At 40.4% G+C, this 25,324-nt stretch carries 21 protein-coding genes; 14 read left to right on the top strand and 7 right to left on the bottom strand.

Annotated features, from left to right (window positions below; all coding sequences use genetic code 11):
* Positions 1 to 12: 12 nt before the first annotated feature.
* Positions 13 to 228, bottom strand: a complete 216-nt coding sequence (gene rpsU, locus ABD009_RS04325) for a 30S ribosomal protein S21 (protein WP_105053374.1) — start codon at positions 226 to 228, stop codon at positions 13 to 15.
* A gap of 199 nt (positions 229 to 427) precedes the next feature.
* Here rpsU and tsaD point away from each other — a divergent pair, with 199 nt between their 5' ends.
* Positions 428 to 1,483 (top strand): tRNA (adenosine(37)-N6)-threonylcarbamoyltransferase complex transferase subunit TsaD, encoded by a 1,056-nt coding sequence (tsaD, locus tag ABD009_RS04320; protein ID WP_343823002.1) that lies wholly within the window; start codon positions 428 to 430, stop codon positions 1,481 to 1,483.
* On the opposite strand, the gene plsY is transcribed toward tsaD, so the two are convergent.
* Positions 1,478 to 2,068 (bottom strand): glycerol-3-phosphate 1-O-acyltransferase PlsY, encoded by a 591-nt coding sequence (gene plsY, locus ABD009_RS04315; RefSeq protein ID WP_343823000.1) that lies wholly within the window; start codon positions 2,066 to 2,068, stop codon positions 1,478 to 1,480. The two genes, tsaD and plsY, sit on opposite strands and share 6 nt — an antisense overlap.
* Positions 2,069 to 2,197: 129 nt before the next feature.
* Between plsY and folB the strand changes: the two genes are divergently transcribed.
* Both folB and ABD009_RS04305 read left to right on the top strand, forming a co-directional pair.
* The gene (gene folB, locus ABD009_RS04310) at positions 2,198 to 2,572 is read left to right on the top strand and encodes a dihydroneopterin aldolase (RefSeq protein ID WP_155695555.1); all 375 of its coding nucleotides are present in this window, start codon (positions 2,198 to 2,200) and stop codon (positions 2,570 to 2,572) included.
* Positions 2,573 to 2,658: 86 nt separating this feature from the next.
* Positions 2,659 to 3,453 (top strand): undecaprenyl-diphosphate phosphatase, encoded by a 795-nt coding sequence (locus ABD009_RS04305; RefSeq protein WP_343822997.1) that lies wholly within the window; start codon positions 2,659 to 2,661, stop codon positions 3,451 to 3,453.
* A 117-nt stretch (positions 3,454 to 3,570) separates the two neighbouring features.
* On the opposite strand, the gene ABD009_RS04300 is transcribed toward ABD009_RS04305, so the two are convergent.
* Positions 3,571 to 4,803: a multifunctional CCA addition/repair protein gene (locus ABD009_RS04300; RefSeq protein WP_343822995.1), complete on the bottom strand. Its 1,233-nt coding sequence runs from the start codon at positions 4,801 to 4,803 to the stop codon at positions 3,571 to 3,573.
* A gap of 150 nt (positions 4,804 to 4,953) precedes the next feature.
* Between ABD009_RS04300 and ABD009_RS04295 the strand changes: the two genes are divergently transcribed.
* Positions 4,954 to 5,817 carry an ExeA family protein gene (locus ABD009_RS04295; RefSeq protein WP_343822993.1) on the top strand — a complete coding sequence of 288 codons (864 nt, stop codon included), beginning with the start codon at positions 4,954 to 4,956 and terminating at the stop codon, positions 5,815 to 5,817.
* A complete protein-coding gene (locus ABD009_RS04290; protein WP_343822991.1) occupies positions 5,814 to 6,920 on the top strand; it encodes a general secretion pathway protein GspB in 1,107 nt (368 codons plus the stop codon). Before ABD009_RS04295 ends, ABD009_RS04290 begins: the two co-directional genes overlap by 4 nt.
* Positions 6,921 to 6,976: 56 nt before the next feature.
* Here the strand turns inward: ABD009_RS04290 and ABD009_RS04285 are convergent, their stop codons facing one another.
* Entirely contained in the window at positions 6,977 to 8,146 is a 1,170-nt protein-coding gene (locus tag ABD009_RS04285; RefSeq protein WP_343822989.1) for a cyclic di-GMP phosphodiesterase, read from the bottom strand.
* Between the two features lie 56 nt (positions 8,147 to 8,202).
* Positions 8,203 to 9,381: a cyclic di-GMP phosphodiesterase gene (locus ABD009_RS04280; RefSeq protein WP_343822987.1), complete on the bottom strand. Its 1,179-nt coding sequence runs from the start codon at positions 9,379 to 9,381 to the stop codon at positions 8,203 to 8,205.
* Positions 9,382 to 9,559: 178 nt separating this feature from the next.
* Between ABD009_RS04280 and hisS the strand changes: the two genes are divergently transcribed.
* From hisS to yqfB, 9 genes are all read left to right on the top strand, one after another.
* On the top strand, positions 9,560 to 10,843 hold the full coding sequence (hisS, locus tag ABD009_RS04275; protein WP_330997740.1) for a histidine--tRNA ligase: 1,284 nt from the start codon (positions 9,560 to 9,562) through the stop codon (positions 10,841 to 10,843).
* Between the two features lie 47 nt (positions 10,844 to 10,890).
* The gene (locus ABD009_RS04270; protein WP_343822983.1) at positions 10,891 to 11,538 is read left to right on the top strand and encodes a YfgM family protein; all 648 of its coding nucleotides are present in this window, start codon (positions 10,891 to 10,893) and stop codon (positions 11,536 to 11,538) included.
* 12 nt (positions 11,539 to 11,550) lie between these two features.
* The gene (gene bamB / locus ABD009_RS04265; RefSeq protein WP_343822981.1) at positions 11,551 to 12,822 is read left to right on the top strand and encodes an outer membrane protein assembly factor BamB; all 1,272 of its coding nucleotides are present in this window, start codon (positions 11,551 to 11,553) and stop codon (positions 12,820 to 12,822) included.
* 108 nt (positions 12,823 to 12,930) lie between these two features.
* Positions 12,931 to 14,496, top strand: coding sequence for a ribosome biogenesis GTPase Der (gene der / locus ABD009_RS04260; RefSeq protein ID WP_343822979.1), 1,566 nt, complete (start codon positions 12,931 to 12,933; stop codon positions 14,494 to 14,496).
* A gap of 133 nt (positions 14,497 to 14,629) precedes the next feature.
* The gene (locus ABD009_RS04255; protein WP_343822977.1) at positions 14,630 to 15,928 is read left to right on the top strand and encodes a peptidoglycan DD-metalloendopeptidase family protein; all 1,299 of its coding nucleotides are present in this window, start codon (positions 14,630 to 14,632) and stop codon (positions 15,926 to 15,928) included.
* Positions 15,929 to 15,940: 12 nt separating this feature from the next.
* Positions 15,941 to 17,062 (top strand): anhydro-N-acetylmuramic acid kinase, encoded by a 1,122-nt coding sequence (locus tag ABD009_RS04250; protein ID WP_343822975.1) that lies wholly within the window; start codon positions 15,941 to 15,943, stop codon positions 17,060 to 17,062.
* Between the two features lie 67 nt (positions 17,063 to 17,129).
* Positions 17,130 to 18,350 carry a GGDEF domain-containing protein gene (locus tag ABD009_RS04245; RefSeq protein WP_155695544.1) on the top strand — a complete coding sequence of 407 codons (1,221 nt, stop codon included), beginning with the start codon at positions 17,130 to 17,132 and terminating at the stop codon, positions 18,348 to 18,350.
* Positions 18,351 to 18,455: 105 nt separating this feature from the next.
* Positions 18,456 to 20,045, top strand: coding sequence for a DUF418 domain-containing protein (locus ABD009_RS04240; RefSeq protein WP_343822969.1), 1,590 nt, complete (start codon positions 18,456 to 18,458; stop codon positions 20,043 to 20,045).
* 25 nt (positions 20,046 to 20,070) lie between these two features.
* On the top strand, positions 20,071 to 20,412 hold the full coding sequence (yqfB, locus tag ABD009_RS04235; protein WP_343823897.1) for a N(4)-acetylcytidine aminohydrolase: 342 nt from the start codon (positions 20,071 to 20,073) through the stop codon (positions 20,410 to 20,412).
* Between the two features lie 191 nt (positions 20,413 to 20,603).
* On the opposite strand, the gene ABD009_RS04230 is transcribed toward yqfB, so the two are convergent.
* On the bottom strand, positions 20,604 to 22,127 hold the full coding sequence (locus tag ABD009_RS04230) for a tryptophan halogenase family protein (RefSeq protein ID WP_343822967.1): 1,524 nt from the start codon (positions 22,125 to 22,127) through the stop codon (positions 20,604 to 20,606).
* A 115-nt stretch (positions 22,128 to 22,242) separates the two neighbouring features.
* Positions 22,243 to 25,290, bottom strand: a complete 3,048-nt coding sequence (locus ABD009_RS04225; RefSeq protein WP_343822965.1) for a TonB-dependent receptor — start codon at positions 25,288 to 25,290, stop codon at positions 22,243 to 22,245.
* Positions 25,291 to 25,324: the final 34 nt, after the last annotated feature.

Below are 25,324 nucleotides of genomic sequence, written 5' to 3'. Positions count from 1 at the left end.
ATTAAACCAATATTAGTAAAGCTTGATACGACGTGCGTTTTCGCGTGACACTTTTTTAAGGTGACGCTTAACCGCAGCTGCTTTCTTACGCTTACGTGCCCAAGTTGGCTTTTCGAAGTGCTCACGACGACGTACTTCTGAAAGGATACCTGCTTTTTCACATGAACGCTTGAAACGACGAAGAGCTACGTCAAACGGTTCGTTCTCTTTTACTTTAATTACTGGCATTTAAAAATTCACCTCAGTATTTGTGTATTAATGGTTATCTAATTTAACCAAGACTAATAAAAATGGTGCGATATTCTATAGCCAAATAACTAATAAAGTAAAGCCTTAATTTAAACGTGAATAGATTAATTCACTGGAGCATTTATCCTTGGTTGGGTAGAATGCGGACGTTTGTTAATAATTGGTGTGGAATATTAAAATGTTAGTGTTGGCGATTGAGTCTTCGTGTGATGAAACAGGTATCGCTTTATATGATACAGAACAGGGGCTTATAGGCCACGAAGTTTACAGTCAGATAAAAATTCACGCTGATTATGGTGGTGTGGTGCCTGAACTTGCGTCAAGAGATCACGTTCGAAAGACCATTCCAATCATTAAAGCATTAATGGCAAAACATAATTTAAATAAAGCGGATATATCAGCAATTGCTTATACCGCCGGTCCCGGTTTAGTAGGGGCACTCATGGTTGGGGCTTGTATCGCCAAGTCATTAGCCTTTGCATGGGGAATTCCGGCAATAGAAGTGCACCACATGGAGGGGCATTTACTTGCACCAATGTTAGAAGACAACAAACCTGACTTTCCATTTGTAGCTCTGCTCGTTTCGGGTGGTCATACACAAATAGTTGAAGTAAAAGGGATTGGGGAATACGAAATACTTGGTGAGTCTATTGATGACGCGGCTGGTGAAGCCTTTGATAAAACCGCTAAACTGCTAGGTTTAGATTATCCAGGTGGACCGCTATTGGCCAAGTTGGCGCTTAAGGGCGAACCTAATAAATTTAAATTTCCAAGACCAATGACGGATCGTCCAGGCTTAGACTTTAGTTTTAGTGGCTTAAAAACAGCGGCGGCTAATGCAATTCGTAAAGAGGGCATTCATTTAGCTGGCGGTCAGTCTACTCAAGAAAACGCCCCTGAAAATGTTGAACAAACTAAAGCGGATATAGCGCATGCTTTCCAACAAGCTGTTGTAGATACCATAGCAATTAAATGTCGTAGGGCAATTGAGCAAACTGGGCATAAAACGTTGGTGATAGCAGGCGGTGTTAGCGCAAATACCGAGTTAAGAGAAAAGCTAGAAGTGCTAATGAAAAAACATGGCGGTAGTGTGTTTTACCCAAGACCTGAATTTTGTACTGATAACGGAGCTATGATTGCTTATGCGGGAGCGCAACGCTTTCATTTAGGTTCAAAGGATTTAGCGGTGAAAGCTAAACCTCGTTGGTCAATTGAAGATTTACCGGCGTTATAATCGTTGACGAGATTTTGGCTCTTCGCCATGTAAGAGCCTTAATATATTTGGTATGTGGCGCAGAATTATAAATACCGCAAGCATTGTCACAGGTAATAAATATTTTGGTGCGATAAAATAAGTAGCAATGGGTGAGATGCCCACCGAAATAATTGCCGCAAGTGATGAGTAACCAGTGATTTTAAACACGGCAATCCAGGCGAGCAATAAAACCAAACCTAAGCTAACACCCACTGGCAATAAACAACCTAACGCTGTTGCTACCGCTTTTCCACCTTGGAACCTAAAGAACACTGGAAACATATGGCCCAAACAGCAAGCAATTGCGGTAAAGCCTATTTCCATCGGTGTGAAGCCTAAATAGTAACTCCCCCAAGTTGGTACGATACCTTTAATGACATCTAGCGCGAGGACTTTTCCAGCCGTAGATTTTCCTGCAATCCGGTAAACGTTGGTTGCTCCAGGGTTATGAGAGCCTTGAGTTCTTGGGTCTGGTAAGTCTTTTGTACGGCTAACCAAAATGGCAAAATTTACTGAGCCAATAAGATATGCAGCAATAATTGTTATAAAAAAGTCAAAAGACATCAGTTCCTCAACAGATGAATATACGCTAGAATTCGCGCTTGGATTATATTCGAACAAATTGCATGGTATCTGAGCAACGAGCTGACTTCAAACCATGTGATAAAAATATTACTAATATCAGGGTAAAACATGACTCAAGACATCGTTTTTATAGAAGCACTAAAAGTAGACACTGTTATTGGTGTTTATGATTGGGAAAAAAGTATTCAACAGACGCTTCAATTTGATGTGGAAATGCGTACCGATATTCGAGCGGCTGCAGAAGTAGATGATTTATCAAAAACAGTAGATTACGCCGTTGTTTCAGAAGATATAGTAAAATTAGCGAAAGAGAATCAAGCTGAGCTTATTGAAACTGTAGCGGAGAAAGTGGCTGAGAGAATTTTAACGCATTATGCCGTTAACAGTGTACAAATCAGTCTTAGAAAGTTAGGCGCCGTAGCCAGCACACAAAGTGTTGGAGTTCGTATTGAGCGAGACGCAACTTTATATCAAGCGGTTTAGTTTGTTTTTGAAGCTCAACCTCAACTCACAACTAAGCCATTAGTTGAACTCTAAAATGTATAAATTATCAAAAAGGAATGTTGTAAATGGGCGTGATTGAAATCATTGTATTGGCAATCTTACAAGGATTAACAGAGTTTTTACCTATTTCGAGTTCGGCTCATCTTATTTTACCTTCGCAGGTATTTGGTTGGGACGATCAAGGTTTGGCGTTTGATGTTGCCGTTCATGCCGGTAGCCTGTTTGCTGTTGTACTTTACTTTAGACAAGAAGTTGGGGCGATGGCTGTGAGTTGGGTTAAGTCTTTTACTGGTCATAAAGATAAAGAAAGTACGCTGGCCTGGCTTATTATTTTAGGTGTTATTCCAGCAGGCTTAATAGGCTTTATCTTAGATGACTTCATAGAAAATAACTTAAGGAGCGCGGCGGTTATAGCAACCACCACGATAGTTTTCGGCGTACTGCTTTGGTACGCCGACGTTAAAGCAAAACAAACCACTGACGAGTATCAAATTACCGTTAAAAAAGTATTAATTATTGGTTTTGCTCAGGTGCTTGCGTTAATTCCTGGTACTTCTCGAAGCGGCATAACTATAACCGCTGGATTGATGGTGGGTTTAACGGCGAAAGCAGCGGCTCGTTTTTCATTCTTATTGTCTATTCCACTTATATTTGCGGCTGGCGGCTATCAAACAATTAAGCTGTCCCAACAAGCAATGCCTGTAGATTGGACGGCAATAGGACTTGGCACCGCTTTGTCTTTTGTTAGCGCCTATGCATGTATTCATTACTTTTTAATATTGGTAGAAAAGATTGGTATGTTGCCGTTTGTAATCTATCGCTTAATTTTAGGAGCGGTTTTAATCGCTTTCTTTATCTAAGCCTTATTAATCTGAACCTTATTTATTTAAACCGAGGTTATCTAAATAAGGCTCAACGCAATAACGATGAGATTGGTAGTGTACTCTAGTTACTACCAGTCTCCATAATGTATCTAACTAACTGTCGGCTAAGATCTTTTTAGCATCGTCAATAGCCTCTACTCTGCGTTGATTCAGTTGTTCTCTGATTTCAGCACCTTGAAAACCCGCTTTAACAATATCTTGAATATTTATACTGTTCGCAACTTTAAACATGCTTCTTAAAAAGTCAGTTTGTTTGTATTCTGCTGTTTCAAAGCCTGTTCTTCCGCGCATGTCTGCAGTGCAACAAACTAAAAACTGCTCAAATCGTTGTGGTTTTCGCCATGCATCCAATTTATTAAACAACTTAACGAGTGTATCGGGTCTTAACTCAAAAGCTCTGTGTGTGTGCGTATGAAACTCGCTAAGTAATAATGCTAAGTCACGAGGTTCATTGGGAACTCTTAGTCGCTGACAAAATGCTTTTATTGGCTTTAAACCCATTTTTTCATGTCCGCGATGATGCGGATAATTTTCAGGATTTGTTAAGCCCTTGCCAAAGTCATGGCATAAACTGGCAAAACGAACAGCAAGGTCGTTTGATAACATTTGTGCTTGTTTCACAACCAGCATAGTGTGAATGCCAGTATCAATTTCAGGATGCCATTTAGGCGGATTAGGGACGCCCCATAAAACGTCTAATTCCGGCATAATAACTTTTAACGCTCCGCACTCTCTAAGGACCTCAAAGAAGACTTGAGGGTTTTGCTCCTTTAATGCAGATTCAGTTTCTTGCCACACTCGTTCAGCAACTAACGCATTCACTTCGCCCGCATCAACTATTTTTGTCATTAGTGACAGTGTTTCAGGTGCGACTTTAAAACCTAAGTGATGATATCGTGCAGCAAAACGTGCAACTCGTAATACTCGTAAAGGGTCTTCAATAAATGCATCAGAAACGTGTCGAAGCAGTTTGTTTTTTAAGTCTGTTTGCCCGTCAAAAGGGTCATAAATATTGCCATCATCATCCATTGCCATGGCATTGATAGTTAAGTCACGGCGTAAGAGATCTTCTTCAAGAGTAATGTCTGGGGTGAACTCACAAGTAAAGCCTGTGTAGCCTGAACCTTGTTTTTTTTCGGTACGAGCTAGCGCATACTCTTGTTTATTAGTTGGGTGCAAAAAGACAGGGAATGATTGGCCAACTTGTTGATAACCAAGCTCGACCATTTGCTCAATTGTTGCGCCTGTTACCACATAGTCTTTATCCTTAACGGGATAATCTAACAATTGATCACGAACTGCTCCTCCAACCAAATATACTTGCACACAAACCTCTAAAGCTCACTGACGATAATATAAGTATATTCTTAATTGTTACAAAAGTCCTTGAGGAAAGTAGTTGATTTTTCAGGGTTGGACGGTATGGTTGGCTGATTGTCAAAGTTTGTTAACCCCGAGCCGTTTTGAGCGCCCATCATGTACTTAGAGTATTTCCAGTTAAACGAAGAACCATTTAATATTGCTCCAAATCCAAACCTTATGTACCCGAGTCAACGCCATCAAGAAGCGATTGCTTACTTACAATATGGGCTAAGAGGGAATGGTGGTTTTGTAATGCTAACTGGTGAAGTAGGCACTGGCAAAACCATGGTATCAAGAGCTGTGTTGGCAGACCTGCCAGATGATCTGCATGTTGCTTATGTACTTAACCCAACGTTAAATAGAATTCAGTTGCTACAAACGGTGTGTGAAGCGTTTCAAATTAAATTAGATGAAACTTCTGACCACAAAAAGCTGTCAGATGCATTACAGTCATTTTTAGTCACCAGCCATGAGAAAGGCGAAAGCTGTTTATTAGTAGTAGATGAAGCGCAACTGCTAGATTTTGAAGCACTAGAGCAATTACGGCTGTTTACCAATATTGAAACCAACGACAAAAAGCTATTGCAGATAATCTTAATTGGACAACCTGAATTGCAAGAAAAGTTGATGAAAAGGGAGTTGCGCCAATTGGCTCAACGTATTACCGCCCGATATCATTTGTTGCCATTGACAGAGCAAGAAACGCTAGAATACATTAATCATAGGCTTCAAAGTGTTGGCTCAGTTAGACCTCTATTTGATAAAAAAGCAATTAAAGCACTGTTCAAGTACTCAAAAGGGACGCCTAGATTGATCAATTTATTGGCCGATAGGGCATTAATGGGTGCGTATGCCCAAGGAAAGTTTTTTGTAGATAAAAATCTGGTTAAGTTTGCTTCAAGTGAAATACTCGGAATTGCCATTGAAACCAGAACTCGCTGGTCGTTCTTGTCATTTTTTAAAGGTAATAAAGCGTGAGTTTTTTATATAGAGCGTTGATAAAAGAGCAGCATAACCAAAGCTCTGGTAGTAAATCTAAGACTAAAAGCAGTGAACCCAATATTAACGGTAGCCATAGCAGTTCAACAAATACGAACAGCCAGATTGGAAGCAATGGTGTACCAAACCAGACGCCAATGTCGGGCAACTCAAATAACGGTTATAGCTATGCAAACACCGTAAATTCAGGCCCTGCATTTGCAGATAGTGGTGCTAGCTCACCTAGTTTTTCCTGGTTAGCGTGGCTAGCCATTGCAATATTACTGCTAATCGTTGGTTTGTTAGGTGGTTATATTGTTGGATCAAAGCCAGCAAATTCCCAAGCTTTCGTCCAGAACCAGAACCAGCTTTTGACTGCTAGTCAGCCAACTAATGACACTCAGAACCAAGCTCCAGATTTAGGTGCGTCACCCATTCAAGCACAACCCCAGACAGCCAACCAGTCAGAGCTGCCGAACGTAACTCAATCCGCACCTCAAATAGCAACTCAAGCAAATGGCCAAATGGAATCAGATGCTATTGAGCAGTTGCCTAGTAGTAGGCCAAGTGAATTGTTGACGCAAGCCCCTGATGAGCAATTGAGTGGAACATCTCAGTTAATTACTGAAAAACAATTTGAAACGGACAAAAATCAGCTCGAAACAGGAAAAGAAGAGGCTATTGATGAATCAGAGCAACTCGTTATAAATGTTGCAGACATTAATAGTTCGAACGTAAAAGTTGAAGATGTCTCTTCGGATTTACAAGCTCGTTTTGCTGAAGCACTAGCACAAACAGAAGTTGGTTCAGCTAAGCAAACAGATAATCAGCAAAGAAGTATTCAAGTGGAAGTGGACTCTAGTTTAGTTGATATTAATGATCTGCCAGACGGCGATAGAGCTTTTATACCTGAGCTTCAATATGAAATGCATATCTATTCGTCCGATGTAAATGAGCGTTGGGTACGAATTAACAATACAACGCTTTATGAAGGCGACCGATTAACTCCTTACTTACGACTCGCTGAAATACGACAAGGAATTGTAATATGGGAAAGTAGGGACAGACGGTTTAGTCAGATGGCTTTAGAGGACTACAAGTAAGGTTTTATTCATTACCGGTTTATGCTGCTAATGAAGAGAATTGACAGCATACTTTGTTAAAGGTAATTTTCAGCAAAAATTCCGCGTTTGTTACCGTAATATAAACCTTCGATCTCTTCATTGCGGGCGGTTTCCAAGTTAATGATCTTAGCATTAACATGGTGCCCTACGTTTTCATTGTAGATAACTTTCACAAAGGGTCTTAAGTGGTTTCCTGAATTATCTAAAACTAAACCCACTTTACCGCTTTTTAACTTTACTAGTGTGCCAGAAGGGTACACGCCAATGTTTTGTATAAACCGTTGCAGCATGTCATTGTCAAACTCGGTGTCTAACTTCATTAATTTTCTGTAGGCCTGCAAAACACCAATCGGTTTGCCATTCACACCAAGTCGCGTCAAATTATCAAACTCATTTACAATACTAAAAATACGAATAGCATCATTTATATCCGTCAGCTTTTTATTGTCTGGATAACCTGAGCCATCAATCTTTTCATGGTGAAGTTGAATAACCTCTAACGTTTCGCGGGTTAAACTGCCTACCGATGAGGCTATTTCAATTCCATTGTTTACATGTTCGGCAACTAAAAAGTCGTCTTCAGCTCTTTGTTTATCGGAAATGTTTTTGTTGTTGGGCTGCTGAATGGAAGCCGACATATTTAACTTTCCTATGTCGTGCAATAAGGCACCCATTACCCAATTTTGAGCTACATCTGCTGGCCATTTCATTTTTCTTAACATGGCAGCATAATAAGCTGCGCATCTAAGAGCATGACCGAGTTGAAAGTCTTGGTAATGTTTAACTCTTACTAATGCGAGTGCGGGTGCAGAATTTCGATATATTGACGCGATAAACTCCATGGCAGCCAAGTGAAGCGCGTTGACGTCAAAGAGGTTTTCGTTTCGGATATGGGCAAAGCTTTCTACTAAATTCGCCGTTAGCTTATCAACAGATTCTTTTGCATTTTCAATTTCTTGGTTAAATGGAACGCGACCAAACTGCTCTTGGAAACTAAAGTCATCAGCCTCTAACGATGTTAACTTTTGGCCTAAATCAACAGTGACGCTTACAATGCCTTTAGCAATAAGCTCATTGATCTCCTGCTGAGAACGCACCCACCCAGAAGACGCTACTCTCATGTGGCCAATTTGCTGCGATATGTCCACAACATATTGACCAGGTAACAGCCTAGTAATAGGTATACGCTGCAGTCCTTCACTCATTGTTCGCTCCAAATAAACAATAAAACAATGTTGTATTTCCTATCATAAAGGGTCAGTTAGTCCAATATTTCCGCCATAATGCGATTAATATCAATTCCGTAATCTTCTGGCTTTACGCTTTTGGCAATTTCATCTTCTACGCCTGGTGCACCTAAATCTATGCTTTTAGATGGTATGTATCCTTTATTGGCCAAACTATAAAAAACTTTAACAACAGGGCAAAGTGGATTAACAAAATTAGACTTAACAACAATTCCTAATTTATTACTTTTGGTTTGAACTAAAGTACCTACAGGGTGCACGCCCATACAATTAATAAACTCAGCCACTAAACCAGCGTCAAAACTAGCACCACTTTCTTTTCTTAAAATTTTGAACGCCATGATAGGTGTACGGGCACTTTGATAAACCCTGGACGCAGTAATTGCGTCATATGTGTCGCAGATGCTAATCATTTTGGCGTATTGACTGAGTTGGGACTCGTTTTTACCATTTGGGTAGCCTGAACCATCTAGTCGTTCGTGGTGATCAAGAACCACTTCCAAAATAGTGTCTGATAACCCCTCAGTCTCTTTCAAAATGTCATACCCAAGTGTTACGTGAGAACGCATAACCACCATTTCTTCATCTGTAAGACGGCCAGGTTTGTGCAAAACTTCATCGGGTACGTTAATCTTACCTAAATCATGAAGCAACGCGCCTGTTGCTAAGTCATGTATGATCTTCTCATCTATTTTCATGTGTTTAGCGAAGATGGTCATAATAATTGAAACATTAATTGAGTGTTCCATTAAATAATCGTCTTTTTGGCGCATTCGAGTCATACAAGCAAGCGCGTCTTGGTTCCTAAATACCGAATCTATAAAACCGTCAGCAACTTCTTTCATGCCATCTGAGTCAATTGGACGACCAGCCTTCATGCTAGTTAATGCTTGGCGTTGAAGTTTCTTCGCTTGGTTATAAAGCTTTTTTGCTTTACCAATTTCATCTTTAAACGAAGATTTTACTCTAGGTTCTTTTACTTCAGCTACTGTCTCAGGTTTTGATTCTTCGACATGTTCACTTTTAGCCATATCCACTAAAACACGGCGTACACCTTTAGATGACAATGAGTCGATTGCGTTTTGTGTTCTTACAAACCCACCAGACTTTACGGAAAAGCGGCCAGATTGCTCAGTTACTTCAGCGATAAACATGCCTGATTTAAGATCACTAACTAAAAATTCTTTTAACATCGTTGGATTTAGGCTTGATAATTATTGTTACCTTTAATTTAACAGAAAATTACGAATTGAGCCCATTAAATTAAATAAAAAGCCCGCTGCAATACAGATTCACATTGTTAGCAATTTACCTGAGCGCCTAAAGCGCTTATAATGCCGCACTATTTTTTTATCTAAGGATTTTCTAGCTGTGTCTAAGCCTATCCAAGCCATTCGAGGCATGAACGATATCTTGCCAATTGAAACTGCCCAATGGCAGCAAGTAGAAACTGTGTTAAGACAAACAGTGGCCAGTTATGGTTATTCAGAAATCCGCTTCCCGATTGTAGAATTCACAGATTTGTTTAAGCGTTCTGTTGGCGAAGTAACAGACATTGTTGAAAAAGAAATGTATACCTTTGACGATCGCAACGGTGACTCGTTAAGCCTTCGCCCAGAGGGAACGGCTGTATGTGTAAGAGCGGCAAACCAAGGTGCGCTTCTTTATAATCAACAACAGCGTTTATGGTACACGGGCCCAATGTTCCGTCACGAACGTCCTCAAAAAGGTCGTTATCGTCAATTTCACCAATTTGGCGTTGAGTCCTATGGCTTTGCTGGTGCAGACATGGATGCCGAAGTAATTATGTTATCTGCAAGACTGTGGAAAGCGTTTGGAATTACCGAGCATCTAAAATTAGAAATAAATTCATTGGGTACCAGTGAAGCGCGTCAAAACTATACGGCTGCATTGGTTGAGTTTTTGAAGCAACATGAAGAGAGTCTAGATGAAGACTCTAAGCGTCGTTTGGGAACAAACCCACTGCGTATTCTTGACAGTAAGAATGCAGATGTCCAAAAGATATTAGAAAACGCCCCTAAGCTTTCAGAACACCTAGACGAAGAGTCTGCTGAAATGTTTGCGGAACTTAAAGCTCGATTAGATGCTGCAGGTATTGAATATGTGGTTAACGAACGCCTTGTTCGTGGCTTAGATTATTATAATCGTACGGTTTTTGAGTGGGTTACTGACAGCTTAGGTTCACAAGGTACTGTTTTAGCCGGTGGCCGTTACGATGGTTTAGTGGAGCAACTAGGTGGTAAATCTACCCCAGCGGTTGGATTTGCTATGGGTATAGAACGCTTAGTACTTTTATTGCAAACATTAGAGATTTTGGTTGAACCAACTTCTAGTGCTGATGTCTACATTGTAGCTCAAGGCTTGCAAGCGGAACTAAAAGCAGTTGAAATTGCCGAGCAATTGCGACATTCTGCCCCTAGTTTACGTGTTGTTAATCATTGTGGTGGTGGCAACTTTAAGAAACAAATGAAGCGAGCTGATAAATTAGGCGCTAAAGTCGCACTTATATTAGGTGAAGACGAAATAAATAATGAGCAAGTAACTGTTAAGAACCTAGTTGTACAAGGTGAACAAAAAACAGTGGCTTGGAGTGACGTAGCCAACCAAGTTGAAGAGTTGGTAGGACAAAATTGATATCTAGGCTATTTGCTAATAGATGCGGTACAAATTAAGAGGTTGTAATGGAAATTTACTCTACAGAAGAACAACAAGAAGAAGCAATTAAGTCATTTTTTAAAGAAAACGGACTTCAAATTTTAGTTGGTGCAGCACTCGGTGTTGCTGGTTTCACAGGTTGGAACTTTTATGTTGATAGCCAAATTGAAGCACAAGAAAGTGCCTCTGTAGAATTTGATCAGTTTTTAAAAGTTGCTGGGGCTGAGTCAGCTCAAGCAGATGTTGTAGACTCAGAGCTAAGCAAGTTTGTTGAAGCTCATGGTGACACCGGTTACAACATTTTTGCTAATTTAGTAGCGGCTAAAAAATCAGTGGAAGCAGGTGAGTTAACCGTAGCTGAGACTCGTTTACAAGCTGCTGTCAACGCGACAACTGAGACAAGCCTTAAGGGTTTAGTGAATACACGATTAGCACGTGTACAAGTGGCGTTGGAAAAATACGATGCGGCCTTGGAAACTTTGTCTTTAGTAACGGCACCAGCCTATGAGGCGCGTGTTGCTGAGATTAAAGGTGATGCATTAGTTGCACAGGGTAAAGAAAGTGAAGCACGTCAAGCATACCAGTTAGCCGCTGACAAAGGTGGCTTGGAAGGCAACACTATTCTTAAAATGAAGCTTCAGGATTTGGCTCTGTCAACTAATGTGGCTAGCTAAAGGGCAGGCATTATGCTGTTTAATAATATGAAATCAAGCGTGATAAAACTCGCTTTGTTAACAACCCTCAGCACGTCAATGCTAATGGGTTGCGAAACAACTGAAGAAAACGAAGCAACTCGTATTGCCGAGCTTAAACCTATCAACATTACACGTGATGTTGAAGTGGAGTGGCGTGAACAAGCTGGTTCTGGTGTTGAAAACTATTTTTCAAACTTGCAACCAGCGATTGTTGGTGATGTTATTTTTGCGGCTAGCCGAAAGGGCGAAGTCATTGCATACAATAAGCTGACTGGCGACACGGTGTGGGAAACTGACACACGTTTAAATGCACCTTCGTTGTTTGATAAGTTAACCTTTGATGATAAAGAAACAGATAAGTTAAGCGGTGGTATCACGGCGGCTTATAAAAACATTTACATTGGTTCAGAAAATGGCGAAGTCATTGCATTATCTCAAGAGTCGGGTGAATTGTTGTGGCGTCAAAAAGTACCAGGTGAAGTAGTTTCTGCACCTGATGCGGGTGATGGCTGGATTGCGACATCTACTGCTTCTGGTCATGTAATTGTAATGCACCCAGATAGTGGAGAGGTTCGTTGGCAGTCAGAGACAAGCGTTCCTGCACTTTCATTACGCGGTACGTCTTCACCAACCATTGAAAGTGGCGGTGTGTTAGTTGGTACTGCAACAGGTAAACTACAAGTAATGTTGCTTGACCAAGGCCTATTGGCTTGGGAAGCACAAATCGCAGTGGTTAAAGGTACAACAGAGTTAGAGCGCTTAATAGACGTGGACAGCAAGCCAGTTGTTATTGGCGCTGATGTTTACATGATTGCGTATAACGGCAACTTAGCTGCTGTCGATATTCAATCTGGTCGAGTAAAGTGGAAACGCGAGTACTCTTCATACCGTAACTTGACGTTTGACGCTGGTATTATTTATTTAACTGATGCAAAAGGTTTTGTAACGGCTGTTGAAGCAAGTACAGGTGTTGAAAAGTGGACAAATAACGACTTTTATAACCGTCGATTGTCTCAACCTGTTGTCTATAAAGACACAATTGTTGTTGGCGACTTTGAAGGTTATTACCACTTTTTAGATAAAAATTCGGGCGTAGAAATATCTCGATATAAATTGGATGATTGGGATTATTCAGGCTTCCGTTGGTTTGTAAGCTGGTTCACAAGCGAAGATCGCAGAGCCTACACAGCACCAGTAGCGTCTGAAGAATTACTTTATATCCAGACTCGAGATGGCGAACTGACCGCTTTACGTCTACCGTAATAGTTACATCTTTATAATAGGCTTTGTAGTCCGTAATGGATACGAAGCCTTTTTCGTTTTTATATTTTATTGATTTTTAGTTAAATCAACTTTTTTTGAGGTGAATTCATGCTACCTGTAGTGGCTTTAGTTGGTCGTCCAAACGTTGGAAAGTCAACCTTGTTTAATCGCTTAACAAAAACGCGCGATGCGTTAGTGGCGGACTTTCCTGGACTTACACGTGACCGTCGTTATGGACAAGCCAGTCATGAGGAAAACAACTTTATTGTTGTTGATACAGGAGGTATTGATGGTACAGAAGAAGGAATTGATGTTGAAATGGCTGAACAGTCGCTTTTAGCGATTGATGAGGCGGATATTGTTTTGTTCTTGGTGGATGCAAGAGCGGGATTAACAGCAGCTGACCAAGCTATATCTCAACATCTTAGAAAAAAAGACAAACCGACCTTTGTTGTTGCTAACAAGGTTGATGGCATAGACGGTGACTCTTATAGTGCTGAGTTCTATGCGCTAGCATTAGGTGAAGTACACCAGATTGCAGCGTCTCAGGGACGTGGAGTTAGCCAATTATTAGACTATGCTTTAATTCCAGTTGTTGAAAAATTAACGGCAGAATATGAAGCGGCAATGGACGAACTAGCGGAAGCTGAGCGTTTGTTGGAAAGCATGGGTGATGAGGATGCAGAAGGCGCAGATGATGCGGAACCTAATGTTAAGAAGTTACAATCACTAGAAGACTTAGCGCTTGATCACGAACACGATGAAAATAGCGATGAAGAGGCTGTGCCTTTCCAAGACTTACCAATAAAGTTTGCTTTAATTGGTCGTCCAAATGTGGGTAAGTCTACGCTTACAAATAGAATGTTGGGTGAAGAGCGCGTTGTTGTTTACGATATGCCAGGTACAACTCGTGATTCGGTTTATATACCAATGACACGTAACGACCAAGATTTCATCATTATCGATACGGCTGGTGTAAGACGCCGTGGACGTATTAAACAGTCCATTGAAAAGTTCTCTGTTGTTAAAACGCTTCAAGCAATAGAAGATGCTAACGTTGTATTATTGTTGTTGGATGCGAGAGAAGGTATCTCAGATCAAGACTTAAGCTTATTAGGTTTTGCTTTAAATGCGGGTCGTTCAATTGTTATAGCAGTAAATAAGTGGGATGGACTTGATCAAGGCGTAAAAGATGATGTTAAACGTGAGTTAGATCGCCGCCTAGGGTTCATTGATTTTGCACGATTACACTTTATATCGGCTCTTCATGGAACAGGTGTTGGTCATTTATACGAATCAATTATAGAAGCTTATCAATCGGCTACTAAACGTATTTCAACGTCAATGGTAACTCGTATTATGAAAATGGCTCAAGACGATCACCAACCACCAATGATCCGCGGTCGACGCATAAAACTTAAGTACGCTCATGCTGGTGGCTACAATCCACCTAGAATAGTTATTCACGGTAACCAAGTTGATGAACTACCAGATTCATACAAACGTTATCTAATGAACTACTATAGAAAAGCATTAGATGTAATGGGTACACCAATCAAGATTGAATTCAGAGAAGGTGACAACCCATTTGAAGATAAGAAGCAAAAAGCAATGACACTATCGCAACAGCGTAAAGCTGGTGGGTTTATTAAGCGTCATAGTCGACGCACTTAAACATATCAAAATAGTCAGATTACCAACAAGCCGACCCTCAAAAAGTTGGCTTGTTTGTTTTAGAGTGTTATTCTCGGGAGCTTAGAATTTTTAAATCACGCCATGTAGTCGTTTTTATTGCGAGAAGTAGGTAATGAGACATTTAATAGATAGTTTTCCAAAGCAGCATAGATATGCACTTTTAGGTGCATTAGGACTTTTATTCGCACTGCTTTTATTACCTTCTGAGTCCGCAGAGGCCTCAAAAGACGTGATTCGCGTTGCCGCTGATTATGAAGAGTTAGCGGTTGGCCAAGAGTACCCACTACCTTTAAATATCAAGTCAGTCTCTAATTTTACTCAAACCGATACCACCATAAAACAAGTGCGTATTAAAAGCGGTGATTCGTTGGCAACTATTTTTAAACGCCAAGGTGTACCACAAAAAACGATGTTAGAGATTACTCGTTCGGACAAATTGGCGCAAAAGTTTACTCGTTTAATTCCTGGAAAATACTTAACCTTTACGTTTGACGAAAATAAACAGCTTATAGAGCTGCAATACGCAAATGAGGCGGTAGAAACCTTAGTAACAAAACGAACTAACACCGGCAAGTTTGAAACATCTATTGAGCAAAAAGAAACAGTAATAACAGAACGTTATTTTGAAGGTACGATAAACAGTAACTTCTGGAATGCGGGCGTGATGTCAGGCCTAAATGACAAACTAATCATGAACCTGGCTAATATTTTCCAGTGGGATGTGGATTTCGCCCTTGATATTAGAGAAGGCGATAAGTTTTCTGCTTTAGTAGAACAAGTGTTTATTGATGGAGAGTTCTCTGGTTACGGGGAAATTTTAGCCGCTGAGTTTACTAATCAAAATGAAGGTTTTAGTGCGGTTCGTTACTCGGATGGTCGTTATTACACGCCAGGTGGCGACAGCATGCAGAAAACATTTTTACGCGCTCCCGTTAGTTTTAAGTATATAAGTTCAAGTTTTAGTAAGCGTCGTTATCACCCAGTTCAAAAACGCTACAAAGCTCACCGTGGCGTTGATTATGCAGCTAGTACAGGTACACCTGTTTTTGCGGCCGGTGACGGCAAGGTAATAAAGTCAGGGTACGATCGATTTAATGGTCATCATGTTTTTGTAGAACATGGTGGTGGTATTACAACTAAATATATTCACTTCTCTAAACGTAAGGTTCGTAAAGGCGCTAAAGTTAAGCAAGGTCAGGTCATTGGCTTAGTTGGCTCAACGGGTTTAGCTGCAGGACCTCATCTTCATTATGAGTTTTTAGTAAATGGTGTTCACCGCAACCCAAGAACCGTATCATTACCCAAAGCAAATCCTATTTCTAAAAGTGAGAAAGATAAGTTCTTAACCTTAGCCGCGGTAAGAATGGAAATGCTTGAGCATAATAAAAACCTACTATTGGCAATGCGTTAAAAAGGGTTCTACGTGCCTGATTATTATATCGGTGTAATGACAGGTACAAGCCTTGATGCAATAGATATTGCGCTTGTAGACTTTGAAAATAAGCCTTCGCTTGTTAGTAGTACTAGTAACAGGCTTTCTTCAGAATTAAAAACAAAATTAGCTGAGCTCAGCCAACCTAGTGCTGACATTACTTCGCTTATCCACATAAAATCCTTAGAGCAAGAATACACTCAGGTTTTAGCCCTAGCCATTCAATCTTTTTTAGAGACTGAAGACGTAAAGCCATACGCCAAACTAATTAGGGCGATAGGTGTTCATGGCGTGACAATCTGTCACGAGCCTAGCTTAGAAAACCCTTTTACCTGGCAAATTGTTGATGCACACCGCTTGGCTGTGATGACAGGTTTAAATGTGGTGTATGACTTCAGAAGTAAAGATGTTGCGTTAGGCGGTCAAGGTGCGCCATTAGTGCCTATGTTTCACTATGACGTCTTTAAGCACCTTGGTCATGATTTATCGGTACTGAACCTCGGCGGCATAGGCAATGTATCGACTTGGCCAAACAAGGAAGAGGTTATTGGCTTTGATACCGGGCCTGCAAATACGCTATTAGATTATTGGATCAATAGAAATAAAGGTCTTAATTATGATGACAACGGAAGTTGGGCAGCAGAAGGGAAGTGTTCTCAGTCATTATTAAATACTCTTTTAGACGAGCTTTATTTTTCTCAACCATTTCCTAAAAGCACGGGCAAAGAGTTATTCAGTGAAGCCTGGTTAAATCAAAAGTTAGCGCTACATGAAAGCTCGCATGGTGATATTGCTGCAGTGGATGTTCAAAATACGCTCACTCATTTAACTGCCAAATCAGTGCAGCTAGCAATGGAACAATTGGGTTGCTCAAAAACGCTAGCAGTATGTGGGGGAGGCGTGCATAATCAAGTTTTAATGACTTTACTGGCGGTTTACTTGCCAAATACGAACGTTATTAGCACTGCAGAATTAGGGATATGCCCTGATAATATGGAAGCAGTGGCATTTGCGTGGTTGGCGAAGTGTAGACTCGAAAATAAAACGACTACATTGCCGAGCATCACAGGTACACTGCGGCCGACTGTGTTAGGTGCATGGGTGCTACCTTAAATACAGACTTGCACTAACATAATATTTACTAATACAATCCAAACAAAAATAATAATAGGGTCTAAAAGTGTCGTATTCTCTACAAGCCTTCTTTCGTGCTATCGCCTTTCCTGTTTTGTTATTTATAGGCGCAATTTCAGCCGTGGAGATGGGTTTTGCCGATTTAACACCATGGCAAGATCTTATTTTACAAACCCCTCTTTTGTTATTTGCAGCAACGATCATTTTAGCACTTAGGTTTAATCAGACCCGCGTCATATATATTGTTTTATTTTTAGCGTTAGCTTGGGCTAATAGTGGGAAAGTAGAAAATATAGATTACTTTTCATTTCACCCGAGTCTCTTTTTTATCTCACAGCTTGTAGTTTTGATGGCCTTTAGCTTTGATCAAAACAAAGTAGTGTGGGGGCGTCACGGTCTTCTAAGAATACTTGTTTTATTTGGCCTGCTGGCAATTAACTATCGTTTTAATCACTCAATTACCGTAAATGAAATCCTGTCTTCACAAGTGGTAGCGCTGTCTTCGGCATCAAAGCTTTCACCGTACTTTCAGGTAGAACTAATAATTTCAGCACTGTGTTTGTTCACTTTGGCTGTGCGCCAAATAATGAAACCAAGTCAGCTTAATGCCAGCATTTGGGGTTTAGCGTTTGGCGTGATTGTTATTCAATTTGGTGATTTCACCTATTACACCACCATTATTAGCTATTGCTTATTTGGTGTTCTAATTATTCATGCGGTACTTACCGACTCATATCAAATGGCGTTTTCTGATGAACTCACAGGCTTAGCTGCTCGTCGAGCCTTGTTACAATCATCTATATCTTTAGGCAAAAAATACACGGTCGCTATGATGGATGTAGATCATTTTAAAAAGTTTAATGATACCTACGGTCATGATGTTGGAGATCAGGTGCTCAGGCTTGTTGCCAGTAAGATAAACGATGTTAAAGGTGGCGGTAAAGCCTACCGCTATGGTGGTGAAGAGTTTACCGTTATATTTCCGAATAAATCCGTTAGCTACTCCATAGCGTTTTTAGAACAAGTTAGAGAAGACATTGCAAATTACCAAATGGCTATTCGAAATGATGATCGCCCAGATGACAAAAAACAAGGCAAGTCTTCACGCAAAAAATCAGCGGCCAAAACTAAATTTGTAAATGTCACTATCAGTATTGGTGTTGCTGAACGAGAAGGTAACCTGAAAGAGTTTGAGCAAGTTTTAAAACAAGCCGATGAAGCCTTATATAGAGCTAAGCAAGCAGGCCGAAATTGCTTAGCGGAATAAATCTATTGGCTAATAGTTTGTAACAAATATTATTTGTATGTTTTGTGAATGGCGTTATTCTGTGCACATAAGAATAATTAAAATACTGAAGAGCCGCACAGCATTATGGAAAGCCAGAACACTTCGCCATCTAAAAATCCAACAGACACTTCCACCAGTGAAATCTCTGAATTAGCGCCAATCAAAACCAGTCAACGTATAACCGTGATGGACCTTCTTAGAGGGTTTGCATTAATTGGTATTCTGTTGATGAATATAGAATGGTTTAACCGCCCAATATCAGAACTTCTGAGCTTTGACTTTACCGAAACAGGCAGTGACTTTGCCTCTAGTTGGTTAGTAATGGTTTTTGTTCAAGGTAAATTTTATAAGTTGTTTGCATTACTGTTTGGAATGGGCTTTGCGGTAATGCTGCTGCGAGCCGAAGAAGTTGGCCGACCTTTTAAAGCTTGGTTCTCAAGACGAATGCTTGTGCTTTATATCATTGGTTTAGCGCATATGGCGTTCTTCTGGGGCGGAGATATACTTCACGACTACGCCGTTGCCGGTATGATGCTGCTTGGTGTTGTTTTGCTTATGCGAACCAAACGTTTAGCTAAACGAAATCGCCCAGCCGTTTTTGCTAAAATTGGCTTCTTTATGATGATATTCCCGCTTTCGATTTCCATATTAGTTGGCACCATATTTGGAGCTACAAGCGATCAAAATGATCTTAAGGAAATGTGGGTTGAAGAAGTTCAAGTTGCGGACGTGACGAATAGAATGTTAGAGCTTGCCAAAGCTGACGGGAGCTTTGAATTATCTAAACAGCAATATGAAGAGTTGACCAAATTTGACGAAGAGATGGTTGCGGTTGATGAAGGTGAAGTTACTAACTCTGAGGCGGTTGACAATACAGAGTCGGATTTAATGCTAGATTCTGAAGTACAAACGCAAGACTCTGATATTGAAGTTAACGACTCAAGCGAATTAACAGCGGATGAAAAAGCATTAAATAAATTTGAAGGTAAGCAGAAACAAGCTTATCGATATGAAAGAGAAAAAGAAGCGCTTAAAAACGAAAGTTATTGGGAAATAACTAAATATCGTTGGGAATACGCGGTTAAAAACCTACCAAATTCACTGTTCTTTGGATTAGGTATTATATTGCCATTGTTTTTAGTTGGTTATTGGCTTGTCGCTAGTGGTCGTATGCGTAATATTGATGAGCATCATTCGTTTTTTAAAGTAATGGCTGTAGGTGGTATGTCACTTGGTATTGTTTTAAGTGTTGGGCCTGCAATGATATTAATGCACCCTGCAGGACAAGACTCTATGGTGATTAATTCGGTTGCAAACAGTATGTTTTACATAGGCCAACTTGTATTGTGCGCTGGTTATTTAGGAACTTTTGCATTGTTAAGTCTAAAGCCTAGATTTCAAACTTGGTTTGGTTGGCTATCGCCTTTAGGCAAGATGGCACTGACTAATTACATTATGCATTCGGTAATTTTATCGACTATTTTTTATGGTTACGGCTTTAACCAGTTTGGCGAAATCCCAAGAAGTGAACAAATGTTAATGGTTGTTGCAATTATAGCGGCGCAGGCAATTGTAAGTAGCTTGTGGTTAAAGGTATTTAATTACGGTCCATTAGAGTGGTTATGGCGCTGTGCAACGTACATGAAATTACAGCCGTTGAGAAAGACTGCTTAGCATGACAAACAGCATCGCAAGCAATATGACTAACAATACGACTAACAATACGAAAGCGCCAAAGGACATTACGTTCTTTGAGCGTTTTGAAAGTGATATTTTAACCGCTAAAAAGACCATTACCATTCGAGACACTGCAGAGTCATATTTTGAGGTTGGTAGCGAAGTTCAAGCTTCTACCTTTGAAGATAATAGATGGTTCTGTGCACTGAAAATTTTGTCTGTCACGCCAATAAACGTGGCTGATTTATCTGATGATCATGCCGCGCAGGAAAACATGACATTGGCAGAGTTGAAGGCTGTGATTGGAGATATTTACCCGGGCACCACAGACTTATTTGTCATTGAGTTTAGTAAGTTCAAGTAACTCGAGATTTCAATTATTTAGAAAACTCACACAAATAGAGAACTCACACAATTAGAACTCTCACACATTTAGACAGAAGGCCAAAGTATTGGATATATTAAATCCCAAACTTTGGCTTTTTTATTTCTGGAACAGTTTAACCCTTAAACCCTTAAACCCTTAAACCCTTAAACCCTTAAACCCTTAAACCTCTAGCCTTTAAACGGTGCGTTTTTCATTAAATACATTTCGTGCCCAGTTGCAGTGGCAGCCAACCCTTTCATGTTGTTATAAATGCTGTCTAACGTTCGGGTTAAATCCAATTCATTTTTTGCTGCTAATATTGGTCCCACAGACTCAGGGTATACATGTTGGCCAGTTAAAACCGCCATCCAGTTGTCCTGCTTAAACAGTTCTTTGTCATGAACTGACAGGTGACCATGCTCCTTGTAAAGCTCTATACGCGATTTTAAGCTATCAGGTATAACCATGTTCTTACAGTATCGCCAATACTCGCTGTCGTCGCGCTCAGTAGCCTTATAGTGAAGGATTATAAAGTCTTTGATGGCTTCGTATTCTTTGGCGGTAGAGTTATTGTATTCTTGTTGCAACAGCGGACTCATAGACAAATCAGGGAATAACCTTACTAAGCGCATAATACCTGATTGGATTAGGTGTAAGCTGGTGGACTCCAATGGCTCTAAAAACCCAGCGGATAAGCCAATAGCAACACAGTTTTTATGCCAAAATTTCGCCCGTTTACCAGTTCTAAATTTAATATGATTTGGCTCAGTTAATGTTGGCCCTTCAACGGTATCTAATAAAAGTTTTTCAGCTTCATCTTGCTGCATAAATTCACTAGCATAAACATTGCCGTTACCCATTCTTGTTTGTAATGGAATTCGCCATTGCCAACCCGCATGATGAGCTATCGATCGGGTGTAAGGTTTAAGCTGGGACATGTGAGCGGTCTGAACAGCAACCGCTCTGTCGTTTAATAAATGTTCATGCCAAGACTCAAACTCTACGTTAAGTGTTTTGCCCAAGAGCAAAGCTTGTTGTCCTGAGCAATCTACAAAAAAGTCAGCGTTTACTAGCTCGCCACTTTCTAAACGAACAGTGGAAATAGAACCGTCTATGTCGCTTGTTACGACATCAACAATTTTACCTTCCTTACGAACTACTCCATTTTTTTCAGAATACTGGCGAAGAAATTGTGCGTATTTACCAGCATCAAAATGGTAAGCATAATCAAACTTTGATGCGAGAGACTGTGGGTCTGTACTTGGCTTTTGGAATTTATTGTTACTTGCTAGGTGCCAGGCAATAGAGAACTCTTGAAGGTCTCGTTTATAACCTTCTGCGCGTGCTTTTAGCCAAAAATAAGGAAAAGACATATAGTCAAAGTCGACAGCAAAAGAGCCAAAAGGGTGCATGTATTTATGATTTAACTTAGTCCAGTTTTCAAACTCGATGGCCAGCTTTATGCTGCCGTTGCATGACGATAAAAATTCAGTTTCATCAATTCCAAGAATTCGATTAAAGTTCTGTATTGGAGGAATCGTGGCTTCGCCAACGCCAATGGTACCGATTTGCTCTGATTCAATTAGCGTGATTTGAATACTGCTACCAAGTTGCTTAGACAGCATAGACGCGGTCATCCATCCCGCACTGCCACCGCCAACAATGGCAACTGATTTTATATTTTTAGCGTTGTTATTTTTGGTATCGGACATAACTTCAACGTTTCTTATTATTTGTAATTAGAATAAACAGGTTTTAACGTTTCCTCCAGATAAAAAAACTGCCGCATAAGCGACAGTTTTCATTCAGGGAAAAATCAATGTTGGGTTAGAACTTAGCGTTCAGACCAACATAGAATTGGCGACCAAAGTACTGAAGCGTACCGGTAGCTGCCTGATTACCAAAGTAAGAACGGTTAGGTTCATCTGTAAGGTTATTTACAGAGAATACACCTTGTAGCTCTTCTGTGAATTGGTAAGACGCTTGGAAGTCAACAACTAGCTCTTCTGCGAAGTAAGCTTTTTGCTCATCACCAATAGCAATTTGGTTACCAACATACTCTTCACGGTAACGTGCGTTTACACGAGTCGAGAACGTATCGTCGTAATCATAAAATACCGTTGCAGACCAAACACGAGGTGAAAGGAATGGGTAAGGTGTTGTTTCATCACCTAAACCAGATACCGCTTCAAACTCAGACGTTACTTCACTGTCTGTGTAAGAGAAGCTAGCTGCTACCCCTAAACCTTGCCATAAGTCAGGTAGGAAACTGAATGTTTGCGTATATGCAATTTCAGCACCGCGGAAGTAACCGCCTTTACCGTTATTTAGCAATACAGAGTAATCACCTGAAACAACTGGAACGCCATTATTATCTACCGTTGGGGCAGTAATACCGTCGGCTTCAAAGTTGTAGTCTTGAATAGTTACTTTCTCAGGGAAGTTTTCAATGTCTTTATAATAAAGAGCAAAGATAATTGCGCCATCAGTGTCTTCAAAATAGTGCTCTAAAGATAGGTCAAACTGAGTTGCATAAAACGGGCGTACTTCAGGTGAAGTATCACGATTTAAGTCAGCTTCTTTTACAGACTCATCAAATTCATCTGTATTGTAAGACCATGCTCCGCTTACGGCCATGTCAGCCATATTAGGACGAGACATAACTTTTGCAGCTGCAAAACGAAGCTGATCTTGATCTGTTAACTGGAAGTTTAAGTTAATAGATGGCAATACGTCAGTATAATCAATACCTAAAGTAGTATGTTTATAAACTGTTCTAGTTACGCCAAAGTCATCTGTAATTGGGTCACCGTCATTTTTAATAACCGGATCTTCAACACCGATAGCCTGTTGGTCAGTGTGAATAACACGTACACCAATATTACCAGTCATTGGCAAACCAAATACTTCAGTATCTAGATTAGCTTGGAAATATGCAGCAAGTGTTTCTTCTTTAATTTCACTTTCTTGCCAAATAGTCCAGTCATAACGCCAGTCTTTACGAGCTTGTGTATCTTCGCTTCCTAACCACAAGCCTTCAATGTAGCTGTTATCTACAGAAATAAATGCAGGGAAGTTTGCAAAGTCGCCTTCTAGCTGAACAATTTCGTAATCACCTTCTTGTAACTGGTAAGGACGGAATGTCTCGCTTTCGATTGGTTGACCGTTTTCGTCGTAACCTAATACATAGTTACCGTTACGTAAGTTTACACCGTAACCCGCAATATCTGCGTAGTTGTATGCCTTACGCGCACTCTTGTATTTACGGTCAGCCCAACGCACACCAGCTTCAACTGAAGAAATATGATCGCTGTCTAGCGTATATTTGAAATCAACTCGTGCTGAGTTTGACTCATTCTTTTCTAAATGCGGATATTTCTCTAAAGAACCAACCATCATACGGTTAGGGTCAGTTAGTGCATTCATAACATCAGGATTAAAAGAAAGATTAGGTAAATCTAAACCATTTGTCTCAATGTTAACAACAATGTCATCTGTTACTACTGGGTTCATTGCTGACGCATCTTGAAATATTGCTAAACGCATTACTTCATCGCGGTAATCAGATTCACCTTCTGAGTGAGCAAGGTCAAAATCGATAACTAAATTATCATTAACAATCCATTCTGCATTTACGCCAAATGACATAACTTCACTTTCTGTCGTGTTGTCATCTGCTTGAGTTTGCAATGTTAGTGTATTGCTAAAACGAGGGTATGGAGGGTTGTCATTTACATCGCCACGGTCACGATAATAAGTACCACCAACTATGTATTCACCATTTTCGCCGGCTAAAATTGGGTTTTCAAAATCAATTGAAGAGCCATCTAAAATTGAACCGATACCATTTACGCGGTAACCACGGTCAATGCCTTCAGAGTCAAATTTAGAATAAAAACCATCGGCTTTAATCGTTAAAGAATCATTTGGTCTAAATGAGATAGAGCCCATTAAACCTTGACGAAGCTCTTCACCACCACGAGCCATTAACTCGAAGCCTTGAGGAACGATATAATTACCAGACTCTGTACCGTCTTGAACGCCATTTTCATCGTAAGTTGGAAGCGTTAAACCGCCATCTTGCGCGCCGTCAAAAGGTAATACGCCTAAACGAGGTTGATAATTAACAAACTGGGTAGAAATACGAGGTTGTTGCAAACGAGCGTAACCTAGAGATACGCCAACCGTATCGTCCATGAACTTACCTTGGTAAGCCACACTAAAACGATTGCCTAGCGGATCTGCATCTGGATGCTCATCTGCTGAGTCGTTGTAACTCATTTTAGTTTGTATTGCGAACGTGTGTTGTTCTTCGTTATCTAGAGCGTCAGCTGTTTGAAGTTCAATAGAACCTGCAACACCGCCTTCAACTAAAGACGCTTTTTGAGACTTATATACTTGAACTTGATTAATTAATTCTGATGGATATTGATCAAACTGAACAGAACGTCCACCTTGGTCTGTAACTACTTCACGGCCGTTTAGGGTTGCAAATACAAAACCGCCTGACATACCACGAATGTTTAATTCACTAGACTGACCGCCTGAACGAACAGCAGTAACACCTGGTAGTCGAGAAATTGCATCGGCGATAGACACGTCTGGAAGTGCGCCCATATCATCGGCTGATACGGCTTCTACTACGGTATCTGAATATCGTTTTGTATTTAGAGATTTGATAAGGCTGCGTCGGAAACCGCGAACTTCGATTACTTCAACATTTGATTCTTTTTCTGCTTCTGCTTTAGCTTTTGCTTCAGCAATTGCCTTTTTTTCTTTGTCGGTTTCTTCTACCGCAAAAGATGGCATCGAAGCGATAGTGACGCCGCCCAGCATTAAAGCTAGCGTAAGCGCACTTGGCTTGAACTTTTTCATGTGTGTTCCTCAAAACAAGTTGTTGTTATGTTTT

The sequence above is a fragment of the Psychrosphaera haliotis genome, assembly GCF_039523615.1.
Lineage (GTDB): Bacteria > Pseudomonadota > Gammaproteobacteria > Enterobacterales > Alteromonadaceae > Psychrosphaera > Psychrosphaera haliotis.
Note: the sequence above shows the minus strand (reverse complement) of the source record. Positions and strands in the feature narration are given on the sequence as shown.

Coding starts and splice junctions, on each gene's coding strand:
- rpsU (WP_105053374.1), bottom strand. CDS start 228: ATGCCAGTAATTAAAGTAAAAGAGAACGAACCGTTTGACGTAGCTCTT.
- tsaD (WP_343823002.1), top strand. CDS start 428: ATGTTAGTGTTGGCGATTGAGTCTTCGTGTGATGAAACAGGTATCGCT.
- plsY (WP_343823000.1), bottom strand. CDS start 2,068: ATGTCTTTTGACTTTTTTATAACAATTATTGCTGCATATCTTATTGGC.
- folB (WP_155695555.1), top strand. CDS start 2,198: ATGACTCAAGACATCGTTTTTATAGAAGCACTAAAAGTAGACACTGTT.
- ABD009_RS04305 (WP_343822997.1), top strand. CDS start 2,659: ATGGGCGTGATTGAAATCATTGTATTGGCAATCTTACAAGGATTAACA.
- ABD009_RS04295 (WP_343822993.1), top strand. CDS start 4,954: ATGTACTTAGAGTATTTCCAGTTAAACGAAGAACCATTTAATATTGCT.
- ABD009_RS04285 (WP_343822989.1), bottom strand. CDS start 8,146: ATGAGTGAAGGACTGCAGCGTATACCTATTACTAGGCTGTTACCTGGT.
- ABD009_RS04280 (WP_343822987.1), bottom strand. CDS start 9,381: ATGTTAAAAGAATTTTTAGTTAGTGATCTTAAATCAGGCATGTTTATC.
- ABD009_RS04270 (WP_343822983.1), top strand. CDS start 10,891: ATGGAAATTTACTCTACAGAAGAACAACAAGAAGAAGCAATTAAGTCA.
- bamB (WP_343822981.1), top strand. CDS start 11,551: ATGCTGTTTAATAATATGAAATCAAGCGTGATAAAACTCGCTTTGTTA.
- der (WP_343822979.1), top strand. CDS start 12,931: ATGCTACCTGTAGTGGCTTTAGTTGGTCGTCCAAACGTTGGAAAGTCA.
- ABD009_RS04255 (WP_343822977.1), top strand. CDS start 14,630: ATGAGACATTTAATAGATAGTTTTCCAAAGCAGCATAGATATGCACTT.
- ABD009_RS04240 (WP_343822969.1), top strand. CDS start 18,456: ATGGAAAGCCAGAACACTTCGCCATCTAAAAATCCAACAGACACTTCC.
- yqfB (WP_343823897.1), top strand. CDS start 20,071: ATGACTAACAATACGACTAACAATACGAAAGCGCCAAAGGACATTACG.
- ABD009_RS04230 (WP_343822967.1), bottom strand. CDS start 22,127: ATGTCCGATACCAAAAATAACAACGCTAAAAATATAAAATCAGTTGCC.
- ABD009_RS04225 (WP_343822965.1), bottom strand. CDS start 25,290: ATGAAAAAGTTCAAGCCAAGTGCGCTTACGCTAGCTTTAATGCTGGGC.